Genomic DNA, 24,300 nt, shown 5'->3' with positions numbered 1-24,300 from the left:
CCACCCTCAGAATGAGACTCTCAGATGACTTTCTATCTCTCCTCGATCCATTTTGTAGATCTTGCCGTTCATAATAGTGATAATATTGCGGATCTCCGTACGTTTCAGTATCAGGTAAGACAGAACAGTACCTATTGTAAAGGGAAATCCACCCAGCGTTTTCTTCGCCCGGGATATAAGGATATTCCAGAGTATGATCTCTAGAAGATAAAGCTTGCTCAGATTCTGTCCCTTGACGAGTATCTCCGACAGGTTGCTCAGCGATTTATCCAGAGCTGCCGCGAGGACCTCCTGAATCGATTCGGCCTTGAATGCCTGTTTCATCCGGTCCTTTGTCATCCTGAAACCGCCCGGGATATTGTAATCGAGCAATTCACCTACAGGCACATCGTAGTAGAATTTCAACCTGATCAGCCATCCGAGGTTCTTCTGGTCTATTTCCAGTCCAACGAGTTTTCGAGAGATCTCCCTGTCTTTTTTTGAGAGTTTTTCGATCTTTTCCTTAAGCCGCTGGTAATAGTCGATCTCAAGGTTTATTTCCACGGGGAAAAGAGTACCTCTTTCCCTGTAGTCATCGATCACCGAGTTGACAGCTTTGAAAAAGGGGGTCCTGGAAATATAGGAAAGGGCATCCTCGATCGTCGCAGCTTCGGAAATAGCCTGGTATGGAAGAGAATGGGGCAGGGTCTGGCGCACAAGGTATTTCATGTCTTCGCCCCCCCGTTTCCCTTCACGTATCCTCAACGCAATCTTGAGGTTCTCGATCTCATATTTTTCGAGAAAATGAGAGACGAGGTCTCTTTCCGGACCTCGAAGATCCTTGAGGAGTTCGGAGTGCCACTCGACTTCCCTTTCAAGAAGGAGTTTCTCTCCTACTCTCGGGTCAAAGGCGATCTCAGGCCTGGAAAATATCTCCTCGTAAATCGTTCCATTCAACGCTGTATAGAATTCCGCCAGATCGCGGGATTCAGCAAGCCGGTTTATCTGCTCGGGATCAAGAAGCGTGCTTAACCGCGCTCTGACCTTGGCGTTGACAAGAGAATATTTGCTGACCGGTCCGAATATCATCCCGGGGTCCTCTGTTATTTCACTGTACTGTCGGTTTATACCATCGTGCCACCATCAGGGCCCTATCGTCTTCTCCTCCTGTCGGCATCGATATCCGCGCGGAAGGAAAACAACTGTTTATTGACGGCACGGCGCGACCAGGCAGTATTTTTACTTTTGTTCTTTGCCGGCTACCATTTCAATTATCTGGCTGACAGCTTTTTCGATTTCCCCGCTGCGCTTTTTAAGCACCTCCGTGCTGCCGCCCTTCACCTTACTGATCTGCTGGCTGCGTTCCTGTTCCGCTTCGGCCGTCAATCTTTCTATCAGGGCCTGGCCTTCTCTTATCGCGTTCTGCCGTCTCGTCTCGATGATGTCCCGGCTGCCGCTCTCTGCCGTCCTGACGATCTTCTGAGCCTCTGAATGAGCCTCTTCGACCTTTCCGCGGACTTCATTCTCCGTCTCCATTATCTTCTTTACGATCTCTTTCAAAACCACTCCTGACGCGGAAACTGCCCCTTGAAAGCGGTAAGGAATAATAGCGCAGTATATCTTCTGACCCTCCGGTTGTCAACGGCGTAGAAGTCAAAATATTACCGGAACAGATTTCTTTCCGCATCTTCCTGCAGCACCATGGTTATTTTCTTGTCTCTCTCCCGCCGCTGACCATATAATCCGGAAGGGATTATTGTTATATATGCTTAAGGGCGCTGAATGTTCTTTTTCGCCGCGCCAGGGCGGAGAGCATATATCTTTGTCAGACCTGAAAAAGGGATATGGCCAGATCATGATTCTCTCATATTATCTTCTTCAATATCCCTTTACGTTCGTCTGGCAGGTGATCAGGTTTTTTCGCCAAAAAGACCGGATAGCGTTCTATTGCGATAATATTATCGATTACGAGATATTCAGAAACATAGATATCGGAGAAGCGACATTCATAGCTCGAGACAGAAAGGTCGCCGCCCAACTTGCCCGGGAAGGCATCAGAGCGAGGGTCTGGCCCTCTTTCCCCGACGCGGTCATTATGGCAAGACACGCTCTGCACAGGTTCCCCTGCAAAAAGATGGTCAGGATCGGGTTAAGACACGGACCGTATCATTTCAAAAAGATGATAGATTCTTCAAGGTACGACGCTTTCGATCTCTTTCTCATGACATCCGATCACGAGGTTGAAAAGGCCAGGGAATGTGGAATAACGAAAGCTGCGAACGGGGGATTCCCCAAACTCGACTCGCTCATCGATCTGTCCAGCCGCGACTCGCTCGGAAGTATCAGAAAGAAGCTTTCAATCGATCCGCGGAAGAAGACGGTCCTTTTCTCGGCGACCTGGAACGGGTCGGGTATGTCGGCAATCGATCTATGGTATGACCGGCTTGATGAACTTGCGGGAGAATTTAATATACTGGCAACGGTCCATCCCTTCACCGGCAGAAAGATCATCGAAAAGATCAGGGATACAAAGGGTGTCAGATTAATAGGAAGCGGATCCCTCTATCCCTGTATGCTAGCCTCGGATATCCTCGTTTCGGACACAAGTTCGATCATCGCTGAATATTGTCTCCTCGACCGCCCGATCATATCTTTCAGCAGACCGGTCCGCGAACGGACAGATCCTGAAGTGACAGATATGATAAACCGGATATCAGAGCAGGTTGACGATTTTGATCAACTCGCCGGAGAGCTGGAATCGGTTTTCGTCCGGGAAGATCAAAGAAAAGAGGCACGGCGCCGCGCGGTCAGTATATTTTTCGGGAATGACACGGGGAAACACGGGAAAAAAGCGACCGGATTGATAAGGAACCTGCTGAAAGACCGAGGTATTCGCGCCTGATAGATTTTCCCGCGAAATGACAATATGGTCCTGTTTCAGGGGGTACACCGGCACTCATGGTTATGTCACCTTCTTTTATCCAGATAGCCCGTATACGCTCCAGCGAGTACAACCTCGAAACTTTCCGTGGATCGATTGAATTTCCATCCACTCGATGCCCTTGAGTAGAATCCCTTCGACTTAATGACGACATTCATTCCGAAATGAAGAGCCTGGAATTCAAAAAAGTAATATTTGCCGTCCTTCTCACAGATATCCAGAGAGAGCAAGGGCGTATCGAACCTGTCGAATATAGACCGTGCGAATTCAAGCAGGTCGTCGGCCGGCGTGAAATCGAAATCATGCAGCTTTGTCCCGCTTGCTCTGAAATCGTTCTTTTTTATGTGCCTTTTCATCACATAGGACCTATCATCCATAACAAGCACCCGATAGTCATATTCGAGCCCGGGAATGAATTCCTGCAAAATAAAAGGCCTGTATTGAGTCATGTATTCCGTGTACTGAATCAGATCGGTCCTGTTTGAATAATCTGGATAATGAAGATAGGTTTTTTCCTTTCGCAGATACTTCCGCCTTAACAGATCTATCTTTACCGGAAGGCCGATATTAATAAAATGTTTTCTTATCAACCGCATCAGATGTTCGCTGTCTTGGGCAAGATAGACCTGGTTTCCGTTCGAGCCTGAAACGGCCTTGAGAACGACCGGGAATCCATAACTACAATTCTCTATCGAGGACGGATCACAGGCATAAAAAGTCCTGATCGTCTTGATACCCAGCTTTGATTTGAGAAGCTCCTGGTATCCCTTGTTCTCATGACATCGCAACAGATCGATCGAAGGAATGACCCGGTTATTTTCTGAAAGATGGGTCACAATGTCGCCAAGATACTGCCGGTAGTCTGATTTCTGGCTGAACGTATATATTATGACCCTGTTTTTTATATTCTCTCTTTTAAAACACGCTTCATCGAAGGTCATAACCTCGGTTTCGAATCCGGCCTCTGCAAGAGACCGGACAAAAAGTCCCGTATCTATGGATACCCACGGTTTCCTTGTCTGGCCGAAGAAGCCATTCTTTCCCGTTATTACAAGAATATTCCTGTTCCGATTCATCTCACTCATAATACTCCATGATCTCTCTGTATACAGCTTCAGGCCTGATCATCCTCATACAGTCATGATGATCCAGGGGACACGCTTTACCCCCATGAGTGCCGCAGGGGCGGCAATCCAGGGCTACCTCCATCATCCTGTCTTTATCCCTGTACGGATAACATCCATATTCCCTTACTGTAGGACCGAAGAAAGCCAGGACAGGAGTATCGACGGCATTCGACATGTGAAGCGGCGCGCTGTCGTTAGATATCATCAGGTCAAGACGATCGATCACCGCCGCCGAAAGGAGAAGCCCCAGTTCTCCCGCGAGATTCACGCAATTGCCGTTTGAGCTTTTCCCGATGATCCGCTCGCAGAGAGTGCGGTCATCGTCGCTTCCAATAAAGAAAACGAAGACATCATCTTCAGCGAGAAGATCCAGCAGGATGGAGAAATATTCCCCAGGCCACTTTTTCGTCTCGCGAACTGATCCGGGAGCAAAGCCGATATTGAACCTCGCCCTGCTCTTCGACAGCAATATTTTCGCTTTTTCAGTATCTTCTTCACCGGGAAAAAGCTCGGTCGCGGAATTATCCGAAAGATATTCGGAGCTCTCGGTCAACAGGTCGACAGCTCTTGTCCTGATATGAGATCCTTTTTTAAACCTGACCCTCCTGGTAAGAAATCTCATCCGCTGCGATCCGATCCTTTCAGGGATGCCTGCCAGCAGCATTATCATTGAAGATGTCATTGATGTGGTCATCGAATAAGCGGCATCATATCTTCGTTTTCTCAATGCGCTCACAATATGCCAGAAACTGAAGAATTTTCTGCTTACCTTTCGTTTATTAAAAAGATGGATCGTGTCGATATTGGGATTGTTCGCTATCATTCCGGCCGTCTCGGGTATTGTCACCAGATCGACCTCGACTCCGGGGAATGCCTTTTTCAATTCCCTGAAGAGAGGCGTAGTCATAACAAGATCCCCTAGAAACGCCGTCTGAATGACAACTACCCTTTTATAGCTCAATCTCTTTCACCGCCAGCATCCATACTGCCATAAACGACTTTCTTTACCATCTCCCAAGCTTATTCCCAATCATCCATCAGTTCCCTGTACAGACTGATATTCTTCTCTACCGTTTTTCCGATATCAAACTCCCTGACCGCCCTCCTGGCGTTCAAACCGAATCTTCTTCTCTTGCTCTCGTCGCCTAGCAGCACGAGTATCCCCCTGGCCAGCAGCCTGTGATCCCGGGGAGGCACAAGTAATCCGGTATTGTCATGCTCGACGATCTCCGGGATCCCTCCAGCCCTTGTGGCCACCACCGGGATGCCGAGGCTTTGCGCGTCGAGGATCGATGTTCCAAGCCCTTCTCTTCTCGAGGCAAGGACGAAGATGTCGAACAACTTCATGAATCTTCCGATCTCGTTCTGATATCCAGCGAATATGAACCTGTCTCCAAGCCCGAGTTCTTCATGCAGTCTTTTGATCTCTTTCCTGCGGGGGCCGTCTCCTACCGCGATAAAGGTGACGTTTCTACGTGAATCAAGCACAAGCTTTGCCGCTCTCAGCAGGTTCGGATAGTCCTTGTGTCCCGCAAGAGCGGCGACGGTTCCGACGATTATATGGTCTTCAGGAATATGATATTCCCTTAAAAGCTGTGTTTCCCTCTCAATGCTTTTAAATTTATCGATATCGATCCCGCTTCTTATCACGTGGAGTTTTTTTTCGTCTACTCCGCATTCTATAAGCACTCTCCTGATCTCGCTGGAAATACAGACGACCCTGTCCACCAGCCTGGTCTTGTATTTGAAACTGCTGAACGGATTTCCGCCTATTCTGAAATCGACCCGCCTCACAGCAACGACCTTCACCGGCGAGTAAAACAACCTGACGGAGATCCCGATCGAATGCGAGTGGGCTGAATGAAGATGGATGATATTTATCGGATGCCTCCTGCAGAATGAAGCTATCTTCCAGGCCGAAACCAGATCTGCTTCTCCGAGCATTCCAACGGTAAAATGGGGAAGACCTCTTTCTTTCAGATAATCATGGAGAGCAGAACCTGTTCTGCACGCGAATACCGTATCATAGCCGTCTTTCAGCATCGCCTCAAAAAGGTAGACCGCCTGCTGCTGGCCTCCCCGCCACGTTTTTTCTGTGTCGATATGCAAAACCCTGAGTTTACTGCCGTTCATTCCCCGATTCTTTCCTGATCACCCTTTACCAGGCCGACCGTTATTCTTATCAAGCTCGCGAAGCTTGAAATATTTCAAAAAGACTCCATACCCTGAATTTAGCGAAAGGATGAGACCGCTAAGACCGTCAAGGATTCCGAGCTGCGTAAAATACATCTTAATAAATTTGAGGAACCCCCTGACTATCGACCCGGTCAGGCTGGAACGCTTGCCTTTCCTGAAAGCGGCCTGTGCTCCCAGCGTAGAATACCTGTTTATCCTGTCTATGTGAGATGCGATGTCGGGATAGGTGTAATGCAGAAGTGGATCGTCGATTCTTCCCTTTTCTCCATCGATCACCACTTTTTCATGGACCTCGCTCTCATTGAAATTGCCGTACCTTCTGTCGAACAGCCTCACGGGATAATCTTTTCTCCAACCGCAGTACCTTATCATCCTGCCGAGATAGAACGAATTCCTTTTTATCCTGTAAGCGTGAAAGCGGCCCGACTCTACACTGGCAGTTATCCTTTCCATTAAGCCTTCGGTCACGACTTCATCGGCATCTATCGAAAGCACCCAGTCGTTGAGAGCTGACTCGACGGCGAATCTTTTTGTTCTTCCGAACCCGAGCCATTCGGTCCTGATGATCCTGCATCCATACCTCTCGCAGATCTCAACAGTCGCGTCAACCGATCCGGAATCGACGACGACGATCTCGTCCGCCCACGACAGCGACTGAAGACACCTTTCAATATTATCTTCCTCATCCTTGACAATCATGCATGCTGAGATCTTTGTCATCTTTTTCCCGCCCTTTTACGAGGCCTCCGGGCATCCTCTCAAAATATTTTTCCGTCTCTTATCCGGACCGACCACGTCTGTTCTGCTCAATGTCACTTTCTACCAGATCGGCGATCTGCTTTCCCCGGCGGCTCCAGAGATATTTTTCGCAGACTGTATATATATCACCGCGCATCCGTTCAAGCAGGCTGCTGTCCCCGATCATGCTGTCGATCGTAACGGCCAGGTCTCCCGGATCGCCGGCCCGGAAAAAACATCCTGTCCTGTCCTCCTCGATCAGTTCCCTCGTGGCGGGAAGATCGGAAGCAATGACCGGGATGCCATAACTGTAATAATCGAACAACTTCAACGGTGAAGACACGAATCGGTTAAAAAAAGTGTCCCTCAGCGGAAGCACGCCCACGGCTGTCTCGGCAAGATATCTACCGATTGATTCCTTGCTTACCCATCCGGTAATCTTTACGCTCCCCGAAGGATAAAACCTCTGCGAGGCTGCCTCAAGCCGGGTTATCTCTTTCTGGCTCTTCCCTCCAATGATCAAAGCATCAGGACGGCTTGATGTCCTGCCGAGAGCTTCCAGGAAAAGGTCAACACCCTTCAGCGGATCGAGCGACCCTATATATGTAATATACTTTCTCTTTCCCCCGGTCCTGACGGCCATGTGAATGCCTGTCCTTGCCACGATCATATTCACGCCAGGGTATATTCTGCGATAAAGCTCCTTCTGGGACTCCTGCAGACAGATCAGGCCGGTAATACGGGGTATGTACTCTCTTTCGATCCTCTGCTGCTTCGTTTTTTTCTTTTTGCCCAGATCATCCCGAATCTCCAGATTTGAAAAAAAATCATGCGTCTCGAAATATACCGGGATCCCAGACGACTCTGCCATCCTGACCATATACGGAAGAAAGGTCAGGCTTCTCGTGATGACGGCATCGAAGCGCTTTACGCCGCGACTTCCTGTAATTTCCCGGGCGACGCGCCGGTAATAGAGATGATTCGATCTGAAAAACGGCTTTCTCATCTGCCTGATAATGAGATTATCAGGCTTGTCCAGACCGAATTCATCGCGCAGGACATGATCAGACGACCGTGATGAATTTTTCTTTATGTAGAAGACGACTTCATCGATGTTTTCAGCCAAACCGATAGCATTATAAGTGGCAAATGTCATGCTGGGTGTCTTTGAGGGCCAGAGCCCGGTATGCACGTATGCTATCCTCATCCTATTTCCTCTTGATCAAACGTTCAGCCCGGCTTTTATCTCCTGTAATAAATCGTTTCATCCTTTTCCTGTACTCCACGGCTTCGGGATGGATATTTTTAATAAATTCATTCATCAGGCTGTGCCTTCCGCTCTTGCTGCTGAGCTTTGAATCAGAATCGGCATAGTCATGGTATATGACCGTCTTCGGCCAGTATATGAAAGAGTTCTCACCCCTGTCGCGCGATACCCTGTAGGAGAACTCCCATCCCTCATGCCCGAAAAGGAGCGGTTCCATGCCGCCGTATTCTTCGTAGATCTCCTTTATAAACGCCGAGTTCCCCTCGGCATTTATGATCGACGGAATCGGAGTCTCACCAAGATCGTAGTGCCTCAGAGCTATATTACTCATCTTACCTTTCTTCTCAAGCACCCTTCCCCTGAAACCGCAGATATCATACGACTCAAACGCTTTCTTTACAGATCCGATATAATCCTCAGCGACGAGAGCGTCATCATCAAGGAAGGTTATTATCTTTCCCCTGGCAAACTTTGCCCCGATATTTCTCCCCTCGGACAGGTAGAGATTCTGCGGAGTCTCGATATAGAGGATATCCATCTCGCGAAGCCTGTCCCTGACTGTCTCATTGAATCCGTTATCCACGACTATCACTTCATAATCATCTGAATCCTGCTTCGAGAGAGAATCAAGGCATTCGATCAGCAGCCTGTTCGTATCATAGGCGACTACAATGACAGAGATTGAGGGCACGATCCTGGATCTATCGTTTCTCTTTCTGTTGTCCTCGATATTGAACAGGTTATAATCGATGCTTCCCCTGTAGGATGTCATCGTTTTGACCGCTTCAGAGAATCTCCCCTTATGGAAAAGACGCCTGGCCCGGTTGAAAGCTTCACATGCCACCCTGTTTAGATCTCTGCCATCTCGATATCCCTCAAAGTCGGCTATGACCTCACGGTAGTATTCGACAAGCCCCGTGACTGTCCTGTCGGGATGAAGGCGCTCCACTGAGATACGGGCCGCTTTTCCTATCGTTATTTTCTTTTCTTCGGGGAGCCGGAGTACCTCATCGATCGTGTCAAAAAGGTCGCTGCTGTCTCCGCGCCGGCAGAGATAACCGTTCACACCGTCTTCGATCAACTGCTCGAAGCCAGACTCCCGCGTCCCTATGACGATCTTTCCGTGAGCCATCGCTTCAAGACACGAGTTGGGGAAATTGTCTATCAGGGAAGGAAGCACCACGGCTGCCGCGCCACTTATCACCGGGTAAAGCTGTGGATGTTTCAGGATCCCTGTAAATACGATCCTGTCGCTGTACCTCCCCCCCATCTTTCGGAGATGCTCCTCTGCGGACCGGCCGTCTATCCCCATATCCTTTCCTGCGAAGACGAAACGCAGATGAGGATAATTTCCGAGCAGCTGTTCCAATATAACCGCAATCACCGCGGCACCCTTGAGAACTCCGATCGATCCGAAGAAAAGAAGATACTCTCCACTGATCGCGTCAGCAACGCTCGCGTCATATTCGTGGCATTCGAGGATAAATGGAGTCTCGATGACCCTTACTCTTGTCCCGATATCCTTCTCGATCTCTCTTGCGAGAAATCTTCCCGGACCGAAGATATGGAAAGCGCTTTCAAGCGTCTTCTCCTCGAGCCTCTGCGCCGAAAGATGCTTCGCCCTTATATTTTCACCGTGATAAGCTCTATCCCACAACTTCTGATAACTGGAGATCCTTATCACGCCAGGCACCGCGGCGACCCTGTGATATCCGACCGACCTGTAGCTCGCGTACTGGACGATATCGATCTTTTTTTCGCCGTTGGCGCGGGATACTTCATCGTTCAGAAGCCTGCTCTGGTGCATCAGCTTTAGCGCCTGCCTCTCTCTTCCGAGCGACATCAGCCCTCTGATCCGGCAAGCGGCGCTGATCTTTCCAGCTTCGACACGGTGAACCTCTATATCGTCAGATATAATAACGCCACTTTGATCCGACAGGGTGAATACGACCGGCTGATGACCGAGCTTTACGAGAGAAAGTGAAAGACGGTAGAGGTAGTTGGCCAGTCCTCCATCGAACGATCTCTTTTCGGTGACATATTCCGGCGTAACTAATCCGATTCTCAAGGTACTATTCCCCGTCGAAAGGCCATCCCCAACCTGTCAACAGGGCGTCGATCGTGCTGCGATGCCTGGATCTAGGTTCGGTTCTTTCCCAGCTTCCGTCTTTCTTCGAATACCAGTCGGCCTGTTCATAGAATTTGTTCTTCAGAATGCCATAGATGATACTCATCTCCGTTACGACGAAAGCCTCACCATCTTCGAGAAGGTCGTACGACATTATCGTATTTCCCATTCTCGCGTGTATCAGGTCGACGAATTCAACCATTTCCCGGGTCACTTTCGATCCTTCATATATTCCGCTTCCTGAAGCGAACGAGTTTTTCTCACTGTTTTTTCGAAAAAACCCCACAGCGAGCCGTGGCCCATACATGACGAGCCTGTAATCGCCCGTATTGCCGGGGATGAATTTCTGAAGATATATATAATCCTTCTGCATATCCTCCTTGAACCGCGTCTTCACTCCCTCCCTGAATACCTTTCTGACATGCCGGGCCAGGTCTTTCTTTTTGGCGATCAGCCGGACGTTTGATGAACCCGCTCCTGAAGCTGCTTTGCAGATAACGGGCAATTCCGCCACTTCCGCGTACCTCATCGCGTCCTCTTCCCTGTTGAAAACAACCGTCTCAGGAACAGGAACTTCAAATTTCCTGAACAGAATATGTTGAGCGACCTTATCATCGTAGTGCCAGTAATCACGGAAGGATGGATAGGTCTTTATCTTCTCCACATGTTCGAAATAGTAGAGCAGCTTCCTGGCAAGATTCCTTATTCTCGGAGTATGTTTTGCCCACCATATGAATCCGTCCCATTTTTCGCCGAGCAGATAATCCATCCCGTCGGCGCGCCAGATATCGACGACTTCGACCAGATATCCGTACTCTTCGAGGATCGGCTTATACTTCTCATGATAGCCGTTCTCGTCCCTGACAAGTGCGATCCGTTTCATTCTGAATTCACTCCCCAGGCGTCAATGCCGCCTTCTCAGTATCCTCGTGTTCGCTGTTTTCTTATGATCCTGTAGTTTCTGAATTCTCCAATATGCCTGCCCCCGGCAAGATATTTTTCGATAAAAGACAACAGGCGATATTTGAATCTCTCGTGTTTGTGCAATTCCCTGGAGGGGTCGGGATTCCCTGAATATTGCAGTTTGTCCTTCCAATCCATTTTTTCGATCATATCTTTGAGCACTGCCGGGTGAGTCCCTTCGAATCTGGCGAGCCTGTCCAGCGGCCCGAAATCAAAATCGTCCGGCATATTCTGGTACATCTCGTCGACTCTGCTCCCTCCCTTATGAACGGTATCAAGAGCCTTCTTTTTCGTAAGCATCAGGTGAGGCGGCCTGACCCAGCCATAGTGATATACCCAGGCATCTATAAGGGCGACTTTCAGCTTCATCGTCCCTTCCTTCTGCCTGTAATTCAATCCGTCAAATCCCGGGATCCTCCTGAAAGACTGGGCAGATTCCCATGAGTGGATATCGGGATCGTTTCTTATTATGCGGATCTCGCGCGGATACCACCCGTGACCGGCATGGTAATGATCGTAATCCCCCCAGAAATGCAGATAATTAAAGAGCAGTCCCTCGACATCTCTGTCGTCGAGATATCTTTCGCACGCGTCTCTGATCGATCGCAGGTATTTCTCGTGTATCACTTCATCGGCCTGAAGATAAAAAAGCCAGTCGCCCGTGCAGGCTTCTTTAGCGATATCAGTCTGGTGGGCGTTCTCCATCCCCCTTGGATATTTTTCCAGGTCCCATTGCGTGTCGATTATCCTGATCTTCGGGTCGCCGATCGATTCGACCGACTCTCGCGTATTATCATCCGGGTCCCCCTCGCCGATCGCGATGACGAATTCATCGACGATCGGCAGGATCGAACGCACCATCCCGGCGACGGGGTAATATAGCTTTTCCCCGTTTCTGACCATTGAAAATCCGCTGATCCTCATCCGGGCTCTCCATCAGGCCCGCGGCTGATCGATCGTCTCGGATACGATTCAGTAATCAACGATCCTGATCGCCTGCCCTGATCTGATCGACGCCGGCCGGGTCTTTGAAGTCACATTCATAAAGGGTCCTGTATTTATCATTGTTCGACATGAGTTCGTCGTGAGTTCCGGACCCGACGATCTTTCCTTCATCCATTACTATAATCCTGTCTGAATTCATGATCGTGGACAACCTGTGAGCGATCACGATGACAGTCCTGTCTTTTGTCGCCATCTCGATCGCTTTCTGCACCTTATGTTCAGATTCCGTGTCTAGTGAACTTGTCGCCTCGTCAAAGATCAGGATCGGCGGATCGCCTACGATCGCCCGCGATATGCATAGCCTTTGTCTCTGACCTCCTGAAAGATTCGACGCTTTGGGATTGATCATCGTATTATAACCGATCGGCATATCCTTAATGAAGTCATCGGCGTATCCTATTTCAGCGGCCTTTTTTATATCCTCGATCGTAATATCGCGATTTGTGCCATAAGCGATATTGTTCGCCACGGTATCATTGAAAAGGATCGACTCCTGGGTGACTGTGCCAAACAGATCATGCAGGTCGTTGGATCTTATATTTTTCAGATCGACTCCGTCGATCGTGATCCTTCCCTCCTGGGGATCGAAAAACCGTTCGATAAGGTTTATCAGAGTCGTCTTGCCCGCCCCACTGCTTCCGACCAGAGCTACCGTCTGGCCCTTTTTGATCTCAAGATTGATATCATCCAGGATCTTGCGTCCCTTATCATAAGAAAAACCGAGGTGCTCTATTCTGATCGAATCTTCGAATGATTTCTTTTCCACGGAATCCGAATCATCTTTCAACTCGGGAGGAAGATTGAGGATTTCGAATATCCGGGTTAGAGATACCATCGCTTTTCTTACTTCGGTATAAGCCGTTGTAAGACTCTTTAACGGCTGGAGCAGCGAAAAGATCGCGAAGAGAAAAGCGGTGAATGAACCGAGCGTGAAATTGCCAGGATCACTGAGGACCATGTTTCCACCGATTATCAGCACTATGATCCCGACAATCGTACCATTGATCTCGGACAGCGGAATATTGAAAGCGCTGTACATCTGCGCCTTGAACCATGCTCTGTAAAATTTGTCGTTTTCTTTCCTGAATTTCTCGTTCTCGTATTCTTCCCTCGCGTAAGATTTTACGATCTTGATTCCACTTATCACCTCCGCGATCCTCGAGAAAAGGATCGCGTAGGTATTCTGGATCCGTTTCGAATATTTTCTTATCTTGTTTCCAACATATGAGATCATAAGGCTGAAGACCGGAACGATCACGACAGTATAAAGAAACAGCTTCGCGTTGATGAAAAGAGCTATCAGAACGTAGATGATGACCAGCGCGAAATCCCTCAGCGATCCGAATACCGAACGGATGAACAGGTCGCTTACGATATTTACATCTGCCGTGATACGGACCTGGATATCACCGAGAGGTTTGTCCATGAAAAAAACCATCGGAAGTTCGAGAAACTTCCTGAAAATGATATTCCTGAGGCGCCTTATCACTTTCCCACGAAGAGTCACAAAGATTACCCTGTTAAGGAAATATATCGAATTCTTCAGGATCATCAGAGTGATCATCGCCACGCCGATCATCAGCAGAAGAAGACTGGGATCGGTCATGGAAAGAACACTGTCGATATCACCGAGAAGCCCCTTGTAGCTCTCGCTGGAGAACAATCCTGATAACGAGAATGTGGCAAAGAACCTGCCGAACACTGAGAACATTTTATCGAGAAACTCGCCGGAACTTGTAATAAGAGATTCCTTGTGCTTCGGCCCGAAGACAAAATCGAAGAGAGGAACGAACATCGTTATCGTAAGTCCGCTGAGAAGAGCGAAGATCGACATAGTCAGAAAGCCGCCCGTCATCAGCTTCCAGTATCTCGTCATTATTCGCAAAAGTTTCCTTACGTCGCCCATCAGTAATTGACACCTTTGATAAAGCTCAACATCCCACTATCTGATTTCTCATCCTACTTTATTGAATTATCAATGAAAAGTTCATAATTGACAGGAGAATCAGACGTTACGACAAAATAACACTGTTTCGGTATCTTTGCTACTGTTATTCAGTGATTTTCGTTATCGCCGAACGACTACCTGATCTTCTCGTACTCGAAGGTATAACTCTGGTTCTTTCCACTGGAAAGAAGCCAGTCGATCTGTTCGAGATTTCCATTTTCATCCCAGGAAAAAGATATATCGGCGCCCATCCCGTCCTTTCCCTTGAAAAGGCCGGTCTCAAGCCTCCCGTCTTCTCGATGGGAGAATTCTATTTCCCCGGTAAGCCAGAGATCGAAATTGATATACTCAGCCGAAACGAGGACACCTTCCTTGTCGTAATGGTATGATTCGCTTCCCGATCTGCCATCAGATCTATGAAAACTTCTTTTCAGAAGCTTCCTGTCACCATCATACTCATAGGCGAAATTCGCCGACAGACCATTGGAATATTTCCTGAAAGATCTCGTCAGCCGCCCCTCGCTGTCATGGATATAGAAGGTCTCGGTCGAAAAACCATCGGAACGTTTGAATATCTTTCTCACCAGTTTCCCTTTATCGTCATATTCGAAAAATGAAGGTCCTCCGATCTCGCCGGAGTAATCATACTTCTCTCCAGAAAGACGATGCCCGCCCGACCGGGATAAAAATGGATTGGCACTAGTATACCGCGTCGAGTCATCGTTTCGATACGTACCATATTCATAGATAAATGTCTGCTTCCATGTCCCGTCAAAATCCCACTCTTCCATGGCGAGATCGCCATGTTCGTCATATTCATATATTATCGAACCGATCTTTTTTCCTTCCCGGAGTATATCAGCCCCGGTCGTCTGCCCTGACTCATCGATCGTATAATATAATAATCCGTGGAACCATCCGTTCAGGCCCCTGCAGTCGGCTTTTACGCGCCTGCCTGCTTTATCATATTCATAATAAGTCACGCCCGAGACACTGTCGGACCTTTCGAAGACTTCGCTCACGAGATTACCCGCGCCGTCATAATTGTATTCTGTCAGCGATGTCCGGCCTTCCGAAAACTCGCGGTATTTCTTCTCCACGTCTCCATTACTGTTGCATGTATAGTAATTAATGGAAAACCTGCTTCCATCGAGGAGTTCCCAGACTCCATAGTCAATATTCCCGGCAGCGTCATATCCATACGTCGAAACACCGTTTTCACCGCTTGTATTCTCGTAATGAAGTCTGAACAACCTGCGCTCCGCTTTTCCGCCTTGTCCCAGGCCAGCCGCGCCAAGCTCAAGAGAGGCAAACAGCAGCAGGACAACACATGTCAGGATAAGGAATGATTCTGTCTTTCTTTCGTAGATATTCATCGCCCCGTCGTTTCCCTTCTTGAAAAACTTTTTCCACGGTACCTCGGAATCAGGTGGATATGCGCGTGCATTACCAACTGCCCCGCCGGCTGGCCTATGCAGAATGGACGTCCGATATCAGTCACCTCTTCAGCTCGCTGACCTTTATCACCGCCCCCGCGCCGGTCGGAATAAACCTGTCGCCATATCCCTTTTTTAAACCGGCGATCGCTTCATCGCCCGTACAGTGGCTGGCCCCGATATTTGCCACGCCGATCTCCCTGAACCTGCCCGTTATATCATTGAGGTCTTTGTCGCTGATTCCTCTCAGGTGAAATCCCCCCATCACCAGGAGCGGCGCTTCCCCGGAGATTCCCACCGCCATCTCGGCAAACATGACTATACCAGGGTGAGCACAGCCGGTTATCACGACAATCCCGCCAGCCGTCTTCAGAAAGAGAGCCTGTTCTACTATCTCATCCCCCTGTTCCCCGCTCGTATAAACGTTACGGCATATTTCCATCGGCCCCTTTACCGCGATGTTCCTGACATGCTTTTTCTTGATCAACTTCGTGTAATTTTCGGAAAAAGAGGACGGCGCAAATACGAGGACCTGATCGTTCTCGGCAATAAATTTCTCGAGGCCACCAATATGATCCCAGTGTTCGTGCGAGATGACTACGATATCGATCGCTTCCGGATCTATCCCCATCTTCTTCATATTCTTCAGAAGAACCTCTCCATCTCCTCCCGTATCGAACAATATCGTCTTCTCCATACCCTCTATCACGCAACCGAATCCCCATTCGCCTTCCAGGCCGGGATCTTCAACGATATTGTTGTATATGACCCTGATAGTTATATCTTCCCCTTTATTCACGGCGCCATCCTCCTCTCCGCTCACGATTACCTGTCCGCCACCACTCAAAGGGCTCGATATCAGGTCCGGGGGAAACATAAGACACGCGATCGCGAAAAAGACCCATTTAACTCCGAGCTTCACCTTGAGACCTCCCGATCAAAGATCTGTCATTCAAACGCAGCTCGCATGGGATCCCACGCCGGTATCATCTCGGGTTCGGTATCGAGGAGCTTGAGAACGCTTTTCGGCAGATGTTTCTTGTGTACGATCACGTTGAAGACGTATTTACCGAACCAGTCGTCATACATCGTCCAGTATCCTCCGTCCCCCCTGTCGGTCCCCCATGAATTCTCAACGCGCCATTTGACCGGCCTGTTGTCTTCAAGGTCGACTCCGACAAATACCATCGCGTGGTTCGGCGCTCCTCCCCTGTACTGCACCAGTTCCGCCTTGGTCAGGTCATGGTCGATCCCGAGCAACGTATTGTAATCATAGACATCGACGGCAAGCACTCCTTCATCGACATCGTTCTCCTTGCCGATATCCGCCGCGAACCAGACCGGTTCCCCTTCCTGAATCCCACGGATCGAGTATTTTTTAAGTTCTTCAATATCGAGGTTTATAAACCTCATATTCGGCCTGTCGTAGATGCCTCTGCAATAATCGATCTCGTAATACCTGTCGTATCCATACGCCGGGTAATCTATGATCGTAACATAATCACCGAGATCGATTCCGACCGCTTCCTTGTAAAAAGAGACCGGAGTGAATTTTTTATCTATTATCTCATCATCCTTGTTTTTGACCTTCCATACGAATTCCTCTGGCGGTTCACCCATGTGAAGGACGAGGACGCGATAAAAATCTTTCATCATCTCCATCTTGCGCGACCCGATCTGGTCGCTCCCTACTCCACTGGAGACCATCTTTCTCAGTTCGGCCGCGTCAGCCCTCGCCATCCTGTTAAGCACCCTGTTCATTCTTCCCGTATCGCTGGTATGACTCGTTTCCCTGCTTACGCACTGGGGGACGACCCCGTATTTTTCGATCAGGTCGACATGGTAACTCCACCATCCCCCGTCAGGGACAGGGTTGTTCAAAAGAGCCTGCAGGGTCCTGTCGTCGATATCCCTGTCAGCCGTTTCGATGACGGATTCCAGAAACATATTGGCTTTTTCAAGCTTGTCCCAGAAGAAGAGATAGTTTTCGGAGAATTCAAAACTGTCCAGTTTGAATCTTTCCATTACCGCCGGGCGCATCACGTTGAATCCGGCGAACATCCAGCAACGGCCGCTGCTCTTCTGATTGGTTATCCCTTTCGCTTCGACCTTGTCACTGAAAATGTCATCCTGCCTGTTGTAAAATTCCCTGTTGAGTGTCAGTTTCTTGAGATCGTTATTCGAGATGGCATTCATCAACGCCCTCGCCTGTGAATCGACCCTGAAGGAAGACCGGATCTCCCTGATATCTCCCTTTCCAAGTCCCTTCCCTTCCCCGGCCATGGCCGGGCCACAGAGAAAAGTTGCCATAGCGATCATAATCACTGCAAAGGCAAGTCCTCTATAACTCTTCATCAGCACAGGTCCTTTCCTTTTTTAAACCCCACTCGCTCAAGCTCGATCAAAAAGGCGCGAGATCCCGGATCACCAGTATATCACCATCTCGCCGGCGCCTGAAGGGATCCAGCATCTTACGCCATCCTCAAGTTCTATATACCACCAGTCGGTCCTTTTTTCCAGCAACCTGAATTCCGTTCCTGAATACAGAGGCTCCGTGAAACTCTTCTGATACGTCTCCGCGTCACCCTTCCGGGCTGTCACTTCAGATGAGATTATCACCCCCGCGGGCCTTCTGCTCCGGCCTATCTTCTCCACGCCGAGGGAGACAAGAAAAACGATGCTTATGATAGAGAAGGCGACGATCATTGTCCTGACCCAGCTTCTCCTGAGAAAAAGTCTTAATGTCGCTGACAACCATATCAGGGCGAACGATACCAGAAATATCGTAAGTCTCGCTCTTGACGAGATGTCGTAATGAAGGAAAAAAAGAGTCTTGAAGACCTTCTCTCTTTCCGTTGCCTCGACCCTGTTGACGCGCCTGCTTCTCGCGTACTCGAGATTCTGGCGCAGGTTCTCATCGTTGGGGCGGTATAACCCCGCCCTCTTGTAATAGAGTATCGCTTTTCCCAGGTCGCCAAGCCTGAACCAGGCGTTGCCGGTATTGTAAAAAAGTCTTCCGTTCCGTACTTCACCCTCTCTCATTATGAGTTCGAAGTTGAGAATCGCCTTGTGATAGTAATCTTTCGCCCCATCCGGATCGCTCAGATCGAGTTCCATCCCCTTTCTGAAAGACATTTCGCCATCGGCAAGGTAAGTTTCGATCTTTTCCGCCGTCAGCCTTTCAGAGGCTGAATATGCTGATCCGCTTGCCGACAGAACTATTATAAATACCAGCAATAAATAACCGATCAGGCCTGTTCCCGGGATAAAAGCGATCGCCGGTCTCGGGCGTGATTTCAAAGATATTCCAGTCATAATAAGATGCTCCCGCTCACTCACCGCTTTCCATCATTTCCATCATCCATCCAGGGACTTTCCCGCGCCGATGCCACGTGATCTCAGCATAATTAAAAATATATATCACAGGACCCTGTCCAACTCCGCGGCCGATCGCGCGACCATCCCTGCAAGCTCCTGACCGCTGATCGCGTCCGATCCGCCCCCCCCGTACGCCCCGTGCTCGCACTTCTCCATCGCTTCTCTCACCGATCTTCTTATATCGGGATCAATACCGCGCTTACCAAGTATCCTGTCTACTTCTCCGGCTGTAAGAGCCGCTCCGCTTATACGAAGTTTATCACCGAGAAAAGCTTTATAGCTCTCCATCACCCTGGCATTGAACGACTCCACGGAAAGCTCCTTTTCCCGTCTTATCTGGGAAAGTGATCTGTTAAACATCTTTAAAGCGCCTTTTGCCTTCAATCCTTTCGGATCGGAGGCGCGCCGTCTGAGCATTGACCGCGTCAACCAGACTGCGATAAAGAATACCGGAGGAATAAGGATGATCGTTATCATACGCGCGTCGCCTGTCACTGTCTCGATCCCCGCTTCTTCCGAAAGGATCAGGTCCGGGCCTTCATAATTGTACGCTATCCCTTCCTTCCACTGTTCGAGCGGCGAACCCGAGACCCCCGCTTCGATCCCCTCCGCGTCGCTCGCCGTCACGACTCTTGTCTCTCTGACCACAAGCGGTATCGGATCGGAAGCAGCGATCAGATACTTTTCCTTTTTTGTGTCGAAATAGGCGATCCTCACAGGCGGTATCTGCGTCACATTGTCGTACCTTGCCCTGAGAGTCTGGGTAAAGATCTTCTTTTTTCCCTCGATCTTTCCATCGGCCCTTTCATCAGGTATCTTGAAATCATCACTCATCCCCTTCTGGGAAGAGAGGGAGGGAAGCTGGAGTCTGCCTAGATAATCAGGTCCCTGAAGGATGATCTTAAGGGTTATAGGGTCTCCCACGTTCACCTCGGTCGGATCGGCGATCGCCTCTATCTTTATCTCCCCGACATGCCCGGCAAACCCTTCCGGTCTTCCTTCTTCCGGAAGCGCCTTGACGTCGAGACTGAGTGTGTTTGAAGGGACGACATATTTTTTAAGGCTTCCCCTCCAGCTTCCGCTATAGCTGTCGGAGAAGAAATCATCAAAGAAATCGCGCCTGCTGCGTATCCCAGTGCCTGATTCGCAGGCAACAATAAATTCCGGTATGACGAACATGCCCGGCTGGTTCGGTATCAGCGCGATATTGAAGGTGAGCGTGACATACTGCGCGCCATCGATCGTCCCCCTGCCTTTTTCGGCAATCACCTCGCCGTTTCCAAGAGGCACCCTGAAATATTTTTTCGAAGGATCTATCTTCACTTCGGGAGTCTCGAAATCGAAAGACTCGTTCTCCAGGACCGGAGCGGTAAAACTGAAACTTTCCACGTCCCTGTTCAGATACCAGGAGACGGTAAGGACTACCGGTTCGCCTGTATAGCATGTGTCTCTGGAAAGTTTAATATGAAGCTTGAAATCTTCGCTTTCCTCCGGCCGTTTCACCGAGATCGTGACCGGGTTCGTTTTGAAGACGGTTCCCGCGACATGGACATCAAGGGAAGGTATGACCAGCCTGCCGGCAACTTTCGGAGTCAACCGGTAGGTGAATACGAATCCCTTCTTGACAGTTCTCTGAACCTTGCCATTGATTATCGATATAGACTGGCTCGAGTTGTTCGACCCGCCGACATATTCGACGGTGAATCCCTTTAGTGAAGAATAATCCGGAAGTACCGCTTCATCCGTCCCATCGACCGATACCTGCATGAGGAAAGACTCGCCGACATAGACGTCCCTCGATTCAACATTCGTCACGACGCGTATATCTTCGGCGTGGCAGATCCCCGACAGGAATATTAATGCCGAGAGGGATGCAAGCACCGCAGTATTCACTCTTACCGTCGAATCTTTCAAAAAAGCCTCCCGGACTACCAGTCCTTATCTACCTTCTTATAACCGCCAGCCGCCTGTTGCTTCCTTTTCTTTCTGTTTTCTTTCTCTTCATCAAGAATACCCCTCGCCGTCTCGCTTCGCGCCTGCTGCTGCTTCTGGTCCTCCTGCTGGTTTTGCTGATCCTGCTGGTCTTGCTGGTCCTGCTGAGCCTGATCGTTATTCTGCTCCTGCTGTCCCTGCTGTTTATCTTTATTATCACCCTGAGTGAGAAGTTCAAGGGCTTTATTCATCTGATCGAGCGCAAGTTCCTGCTCCGCTGCCGAAGCACCGGCGTCCCGCGCCTCAAGCTTCGAGGCGGAACCTTTCTGATCGACCACCGCTGAATCGAGGTGAGAAGACGCCTGCTGAACAGGTTCGGGAACCTCGGAAGGGAAAAGTCCATCGAGCATATCACCGACATTCGATGTCGAACTCTCTATACTTTTTTGTTTACCGCCAGCCTGTTCTATCCGGCTCTTCCAGTCCGCCATGGCCCTGCGGGAGTCATCGTCGAGATCGAGTGTGCTGTCCCGAAGTCCCTCCTGCCTTTCGATAGAAGCAAGAAGCGAATCGACGACCTCTTTCATCTTCTCCTGCATCTGCTCCATCTCTTCCTTCTGCTTCTGTATCCTGTCGAGCAGGTCCTTGATGTACAACCTCACTATCTCCATATTATGAGCGGCGTCTTTCAGATCAGGGTCTTTTTCGAGAGCAGTCGCGTAGAATCCGACGCTTTCCCTGTAGAATTCGAGGGCTTTCTCCATGTCACTGTCCGATTGCCTCAACCCCTCGCTGAAGGCGCAGTTGCCCGTGTTGTACCAGGCTTTCGCTTCGAGAGGAAGGTCTTTCGTCTTCATCGCCGCGTCCTCGAAATGCTTTCTTGCCCCGGCGTAATCCTCCTGACGATAGAAGACATCCCCGAGGTTGAAGGCGACAATGGCCGACTCGGGCAGTTTGACGGAGGCTTTCTCGTAGAACTCCGCCGCTTTCTCGTACCTGTTACCGGCAAATTCCCTGTTTCCCCTGGCCACCAGTCTTCCTCCTGATTCGGCCCAGGCTGAGCCGGAAAAGACAAGGGACGCGATAATCACCGGAATAGTGGCGGTTTTGCAATATCTCATATTCATGCCTTCCTCCTTCTCTCGGAGACAAGCATCTCAAAGATCAGCAGGATAAAAGCGATCGACAGGAATATCTGGAACTTCTCCTCGTAAAGCTTGATCGTCAGTGATTCTATCTCTCTTTTCTCTTCCCCTGCGATGAGTTTGGTGTAGACATCGCCAAGATCGATCGTGCCGGTAGCGACGTTCAGATACTTGCCACCGGGGGTCGTGCTGGCCATCTTGCGAAGTGTGGCCGCATCGAGTCTGCTCCAGACCTCCTGCCCGTTATATGTCATGAAAGACTTGTTTCCATGTTCGTCGGTGACCGGGATCCTCCGCCCCTGGGTCTCGTCGCCGAGACCTATGGCGATCATCCTGATTCCGCGCCGCCCTGCCTCTTCGGCAGCTTCGACTGGAAAGGAGTCGTGATCCTCACCATCCGTTATCAGGATCATATCCTTGTATTTTTTCTCCTGGTCATCGAAACCCTCGTCAAGGACCTTCCGGATCGCGTCTCCGATCATCGTTCCACCGCGCGCGATACTGTTTATATCTACATCATCGAGCATCAGGTTGAAAAATCCGTAATCGAGGGTAAGGGGACATTTAAGAGCCGCCGTACCGGCAAAGACAACGAGCCCGACGCGGTCACCTTCCAGTTTCGATATCATATCGGCGATGGCGTATTTGGCGCGTTCCAGCCTGTTCGGCGCGAGGTCTTCAGCGATCATGCTTTTCGACACATCGAGAACGAATATTATATCGCGCCCCCGTCTCTCGACGGTCCTTGGCTTAGGATTCCAGGCCGGCCTGGCCAGAGCGACTACGACAAAAGCCGCCGCGGCAAGAATAAGAGCTGCTTTCAGCCTTCTTCCAGCCGGATTTACCGACATCGATACGCGCTCAAGAAGTCCCGCCTCTATAAAGATCCGCAGAGCCCTGCTCCTGCGGTACGCCGCCCAGGCATATAGCGCTCCGAGTGCCGGGACCAGCCAGAGAAGAAGAAGTATCTTTATATTACCGAAATGCATCGCCAGAAATCCTGCCCTTTCGACCTGATCGATCAACGCGAGGCCTGATCGTATTATATCGCCCTACGGAATCCTCCTGAATATCATGGTGGAGATGACGACTTCGAACACGAGAAGGATCAGGGCAGCGACCGTGAAGGAGACGAAAAGTTCCCGGTAGTCGACATACCTCACTGATTCTATCTCGCTTTTTTCAAGCCTGTCGATCTCCTCGTATATCTCCCTCAATGACTTGTCGCTCTCGGCAAGCCTGAAGACACCGCCGGTCATTTCCGCGATAGCTTCAAGCGGCCTTGTATCGACCCTGTTCGCCGTCGGCACCTTGAAATTTCCGAATAGAGTGTTGATCGTATTGACTCCCTGGTCACCTCCAACACCTATCGTATATATCTTGATCCCCCAGTCAGCAGCGAGTCTGGCCGCCTCCACGGGAGTCCTGAGTCCCGAGTTGTTCTGTCCGTCTGTCAGGAGTATGATGATCTTGCTTTTTATCTCATATTCCCTCTCCCCCGTCTCGGAGGCGAACCTGGCGATATCCTCCTCCGCGGTCTTCAACCTTGCCGCGGCAAGGGCCACCGCGTCGCCTATCGCCGTGCCGTCCTCGCTCCTGCGTTTGACTATCTGAACCGTCTCGAGAAACCTGAGGAGAGCTCCATGCCCGAGAGTCAGCGGAGCCATAGTGTCAGCATACCTGGCGAAAGCTATCATTCCCACCAGGTCGTTCGGCCGCCCCCCGAGCGTTTCCCCGTTTCCTGTTATAAACTCCTCGAAGACCTTCTTTACGACATCAAGACGGTTGAGCTTCCTGCTCCTGTATTCCATTTCCGCTGCCATACTGCCAGATTTGTCTATTACCATCTCGATCGCGATCCCTTTCGTGACGTCTCGAACCTTTTCTCTTCCGAGCTGTGGGCGGGCCAGCGCCATTACTACCAGGATCGAAAGGGCGATCCTGACCGCCAGGGGAAGCCAGGCAAGCCTGTGCCTGACAGATCTTCCAGCGCGCCGGACATTCGTCAAAGAAGAGAACTTTATGCTTCCTCCACGATCCCTCCTCTGAAGGATAAAGAGGACAGCCGGTATCAGAAGCAGAAGGAAGAAAGCGTATGGGGAGGCGAATCTTATCAT

20 protein-coding genes are annotated in these 24,300 nt (G+C 49.8%); 1 reads left to right on the top strand and 19 read right to left on the bottom strand.

The window, feature by feature from the left end; genetic code table 11:
* Positions 1-6: 6 nt before the first annotated feature.
* Together JW814_06060 and JW814_06055 are read right to left on the bottom strand one after the other, a co-directional pair.
* Entirely contained in the window at positions 7-1,068 is a 1,062-nt protein-coding gene (locus JW814_06060) for a V-type ATPase subunit (protein ID MBN2071005.1), read from the bottom strand.
* A gap of 150 nt (positions 1,069-1,218) precedes the next feature.
* Entirely contained in the window at positions 1,219-1,539 is a 321-nt protein-coding gene (locus tag JW814_06055) for a hypothetical protein (protein MBN2071004.1), read from the bottom strand.
* A gap of 262 nt (positions 1,540-1,801) precedes the next feature.
* Here JW814_06055 and JW814_06050 point away from each other — a divergent pair, with 262 nt between their 5' ends.
* Complete coding sequence (locus JW814_06050; protein ID MBN2071003.1) at positions 1,802-2,881, top strand: CDP-glycerol glycerophosphotransferase family protein; 1,080 nt, start codon at positions 1,802-1,804, stop codon at positions 2,879-2,881.
* Positions 2,882-2,946: 65 nt separating this feature from the next.
* Here the strand turns inward: JW814_06050 and JW814_06045 are convergent, their stop codons facing one another.
* The 17 genes from JW814_06045 to JW814_05965 all read right to left on the bottom strand — a co-directional run bounded on the left by JW814_06045 (position 2,947) and on the right by JW814_05965 (position 24,300).
* Positions 2,947-4,005, bottom strand: a complete 1,059-nt coding sequence (locus JW814_06045; protein ID MBN2071002.1) for a hypothetical protein — start codon at positions 4,003-4,005, stop codon at positions 2,947-2,949.
* Positions 3,998-5,008: a lipopolysaccharide heptosyltransferase II gene (waaF, locus tag JW814_06040; GenBank protein MBN2071001.1), complete on the bottom strand. Its 1,011-nt coding sequence runs from the start codon at positions 5,006-5,008 to the stop codon at positions 3,998-4,000. Before waaF ends, JW814_06045 begins: the two co-directional genes overlap by 8 nt.
* Before the next feature lie 59 nt (positions 5,009-5,067).
* A complete protein-coding gene (locus tag JW814_06035) occupies positions 5,068-6,180 on the bottom strand; it encodes a glycosyltransferase (GenBank protein MBN2071000.1) in 1,113 nt (370 codons plus the stop codon).
* Positions 6,181-6,198: 18 nt separating this feature from the next.
* Positions 6,199-6,963, bottom strand: a complete 765-nt coding sequence (locus tag JW814_06030; GenBank protein ID MBN2070999.1) for a glycosyltransferase family 2 protein — start codon at positions 6,961-6,963, stop codon at positions 6,199-6,201.
* Between the two features lie 58 nt (positions 6,964-7,021).
* Positions 7,022-8,188 (bottom strand): glycosyltransferase family 4 protein, encoded by a 1,167-nt coding sequence (locus tag JW814_06025; protein MBN2070998.1) that lies wholly within the window; start codon positions 8,186-8,188, stop codon positions 7,022-7,024.
* Between the two features lies 1 nt (position 8,189).
* Positions 8,190-10,316 (bottom strand): glycosyltransferase, encoded by a 2,127-nt coding sequence (locus tag JW814_06020; protein MBN2070997.1) that lies wholly within the window; start codon positions 10,314-10,316, stop codon positions 8,190-8,192.
* Between the two features lie 4 nt (positions 10,317-10,320).
* Complete coding sequence (locus tag JW814_06015; GenBank protein MBN2070996.1) at positions 10,321-11,259, bottom strand: hypothetical protein; 939 nt, start codon at positions 11,257-11,259, stop codon at positions 10,321-10,323.
* Positions 11,260-11,294: 35 nt separating this feature from the next.
* Entirely contained in the window at positions 11,295-12,263 is a 969-nt protein-coding gene (locus JW814_06010; protein MBN2070995.1) for a glycosyltransferase family 2 protein, read from the bottom strand.
* Between the two features lie 55 nt (positions 12,264-12,318).
* Positions 12,319-14,250 carry an ABC transporter ATP-binding protein gene (locus JW814_06005; GenBank protein MBN2070994.1) on the bottom strand — a complete coding sequence of 644 codons (1,932 nt, stop codon included), beginning with the start codon at positions 14,248-14,250 and terminating at the stop codon, positions 12,319-12,321.
* A 176-nt stretch (positions 14,251-14,426) separates the two neighbouring features.
* Positions 14,427-15,668 (bottom strand): hypothetical protein, encoded by a 1,242-nt coding sequence (locus JW814_06000; GenBank protein ID MBN2070993.1) that lies wholly within the window; start codon positions 15,666-15,668, stop codon positions 14,427-14,429.
* A gap of 121 nt (positions 15,669-15,789) precedes the next feature.
* Positions 15,790-16,650 (bottom strand): MBL fold metallo-hydrolase, encoded by an 861-nt coding sequence (locus JW814_05995; protein ID MBN2070992.1) that lies wholly within the window; start codon positions 16,648-16,650, stop codon positions 15,790-15,792.
* Positions 16,651-16,676: 26 nt separating this feature from the next.
* On the bottom strand, positions 16,677-18,083 hold the full coding sequence (locus JW814_05990) for a C1 family peptidase (protein ID MBN2070991.1): 1,407 nt from the start codon (positions 18,081-18,083) through the stop codon (positions 16,677-16,679).
* Between the two features lie 69 nt (positions 18,084-18,152).
* Positions 18,153-19,043, bottom strand: a complete 891-nt coding sequence (locus JW814_05985; protein ID MBN2070990.1) for a hypothetical protein — start codon at positions 19,041-19,043, stop codon at positions 18,153-18,155.
* A 105-nt stretch (positions 19,044-19,148) separates the two neighbouring features.
* The gene (locus JW814_05980) at positions 19,149-21,020 is read right to left on the bottom strand and encodes a BatD family protein (GenBank protein MBN2070989.1); all 1,872 of its coding nucleotides are present in this window, start codon (positions 21,018-21,020) and stop codon (positions 19,149-19,151) included.
* A gap of 14 nt (positions 21,021-21,034) precedes the next feature.
* Complete coding sequence (locus JW814_05975) at positions 21,035-22,159, bottom strand: tetratricopeptide repeat protein (GenBank protein ID MBN2070988.1); 1,125 nt, start codon at positions 22,157-22,159, stop codon at positions 21,035-21,037.
* A gap of 2 nt (positions 22,160-22,161) precedes the next feature.
* Positions 22,162-23,208: a VWA domain-containing protein gene (locus JW814_05970; protein ID MBN2070987.1), complete on the bottom strand. Its 1,047-nt coding sequence runs from the start codon at positions 23,206-23,208 to the stop codon at positions 22,162-22,164.
* A 27-nt stretch (positions 23,209-23,235) separates the two neighbouring features.
* Positions 23,236-24,300 (bottom strand): VWA domain-containing protein, encoded by a 1,065-nt coding sequence (locus JW814_05965; GenBank protein ID MBN2070986.1) that lies wholly within the window; start codon positions 24,298-24,300, stop codon positions 23,236-23,238.

The sequence above is a fragment of the Candidatus Krumholzibacteriota bacterium genome (assembly GCA_016932415.1).
GTDB lineage: Bacteria > Krumholzibacteriota > Krumholzibacteriia > Krumholzibacteriales > Krumholzibacteriaceae > Krumholzibacterium.
The sequence above is the reverse complement of the archived record's forward strand: the minus strand, read 5'-3'. Positions and strand labels throughout refer to the sequence as shown.

Excerpts from the sequence above, each read along its gene's own strand:
- JW814_06060 (MBN2071005.1), bottom strand. The coding sequence starts at position 1,068 with ATGATATTCGGACCGGTCAGCAAATATTCTCTTGTCAACGCCAAGGTC.
- JW814_06045 (MBN2071002.1), bottom strand. The coding sequence starts at position 4,005 with ATGAGTGAGATGAATCGGAACAGGAATATTCTTGTAATAACGGGAAAG.
- JW814_06035 (MBN2071000.1), bottom strand. The coding sequence starts at position 6,180 with ATGAACGGCAGTAAACTCAGGGTTTTGCATATCGACACAGAAAAAACG.
- JW814_06030 (MBN2070999.1), bottom strand. The coding sequence starts at position 6,963 with ATGACAAAGATCTCAGCATGCATGATTGTCAAGGATGAGGAAGATAAT.
- JW814_06025 (MBN2070998.1), bottom strand. The coding sequence starts at position 8,188 with ATGAGGATAGCATACGTGCATACCGGGCTCTGGCCCTCAAAGACACCC.
- JW814_06015 (MBN2070996.1), bottom strand. The coding sequence starts at position 11,259 with ATGAAACGGATCGCACTTGTCAGGGACGAGAACGGCTATCATGAGAAG.
- JW814_06010 (MBN2070995.1), bottom strand. The coding sequence starts at position 12,263 with ATGAGGATCAGCGGATTTTCAATGGTCAGAAACGGGGAAAAGCTATAT.
- JW814_06005 (MBN2070994.1), bottom strand. The coding sequence starts at position 14,250 with ATGGGCGACGTAAGGAAACTTTTGCGAATAATGACGAGATACTGGAAG.
- JW814_06000 (MBN2070993.1), bottom strand. The coding sequence starts at position 15,668 with ATGAATATCTACGAAAGAAAGACAGAATCATTCCTTATCCTGACATGT.
- JW814_05990 (MBN2070991.1), bottom strand. The coding sequence starts at position 18,083 with ATGAAGAGTTATAGAGGACTTGCCTTTGCAGTGATTATGATCGCTATG.
- JW814_05985 (MBN2070990.1), bottom strand. The coding sequence starts at position 19,043 with ATGACTGGAATATCTTTGAAATCACGCCCGAGACCGGCGATCGCTTTT.
- JW814_05975 (MBN2070988.1), bottom strand. The coding sequence starts at position 22,159 with ATGAGATATTGCAAAACCGCCACTATTCCGGTGATTATCGCGTCCCTT.
- JW814_05965 (MBN2070986.1), bottom strand. The coding sequence starts at position 24,300 with ATGATAAGATTCGCCTCCCCATACGCTTTCTTCCTTCTGCTTCTGATA.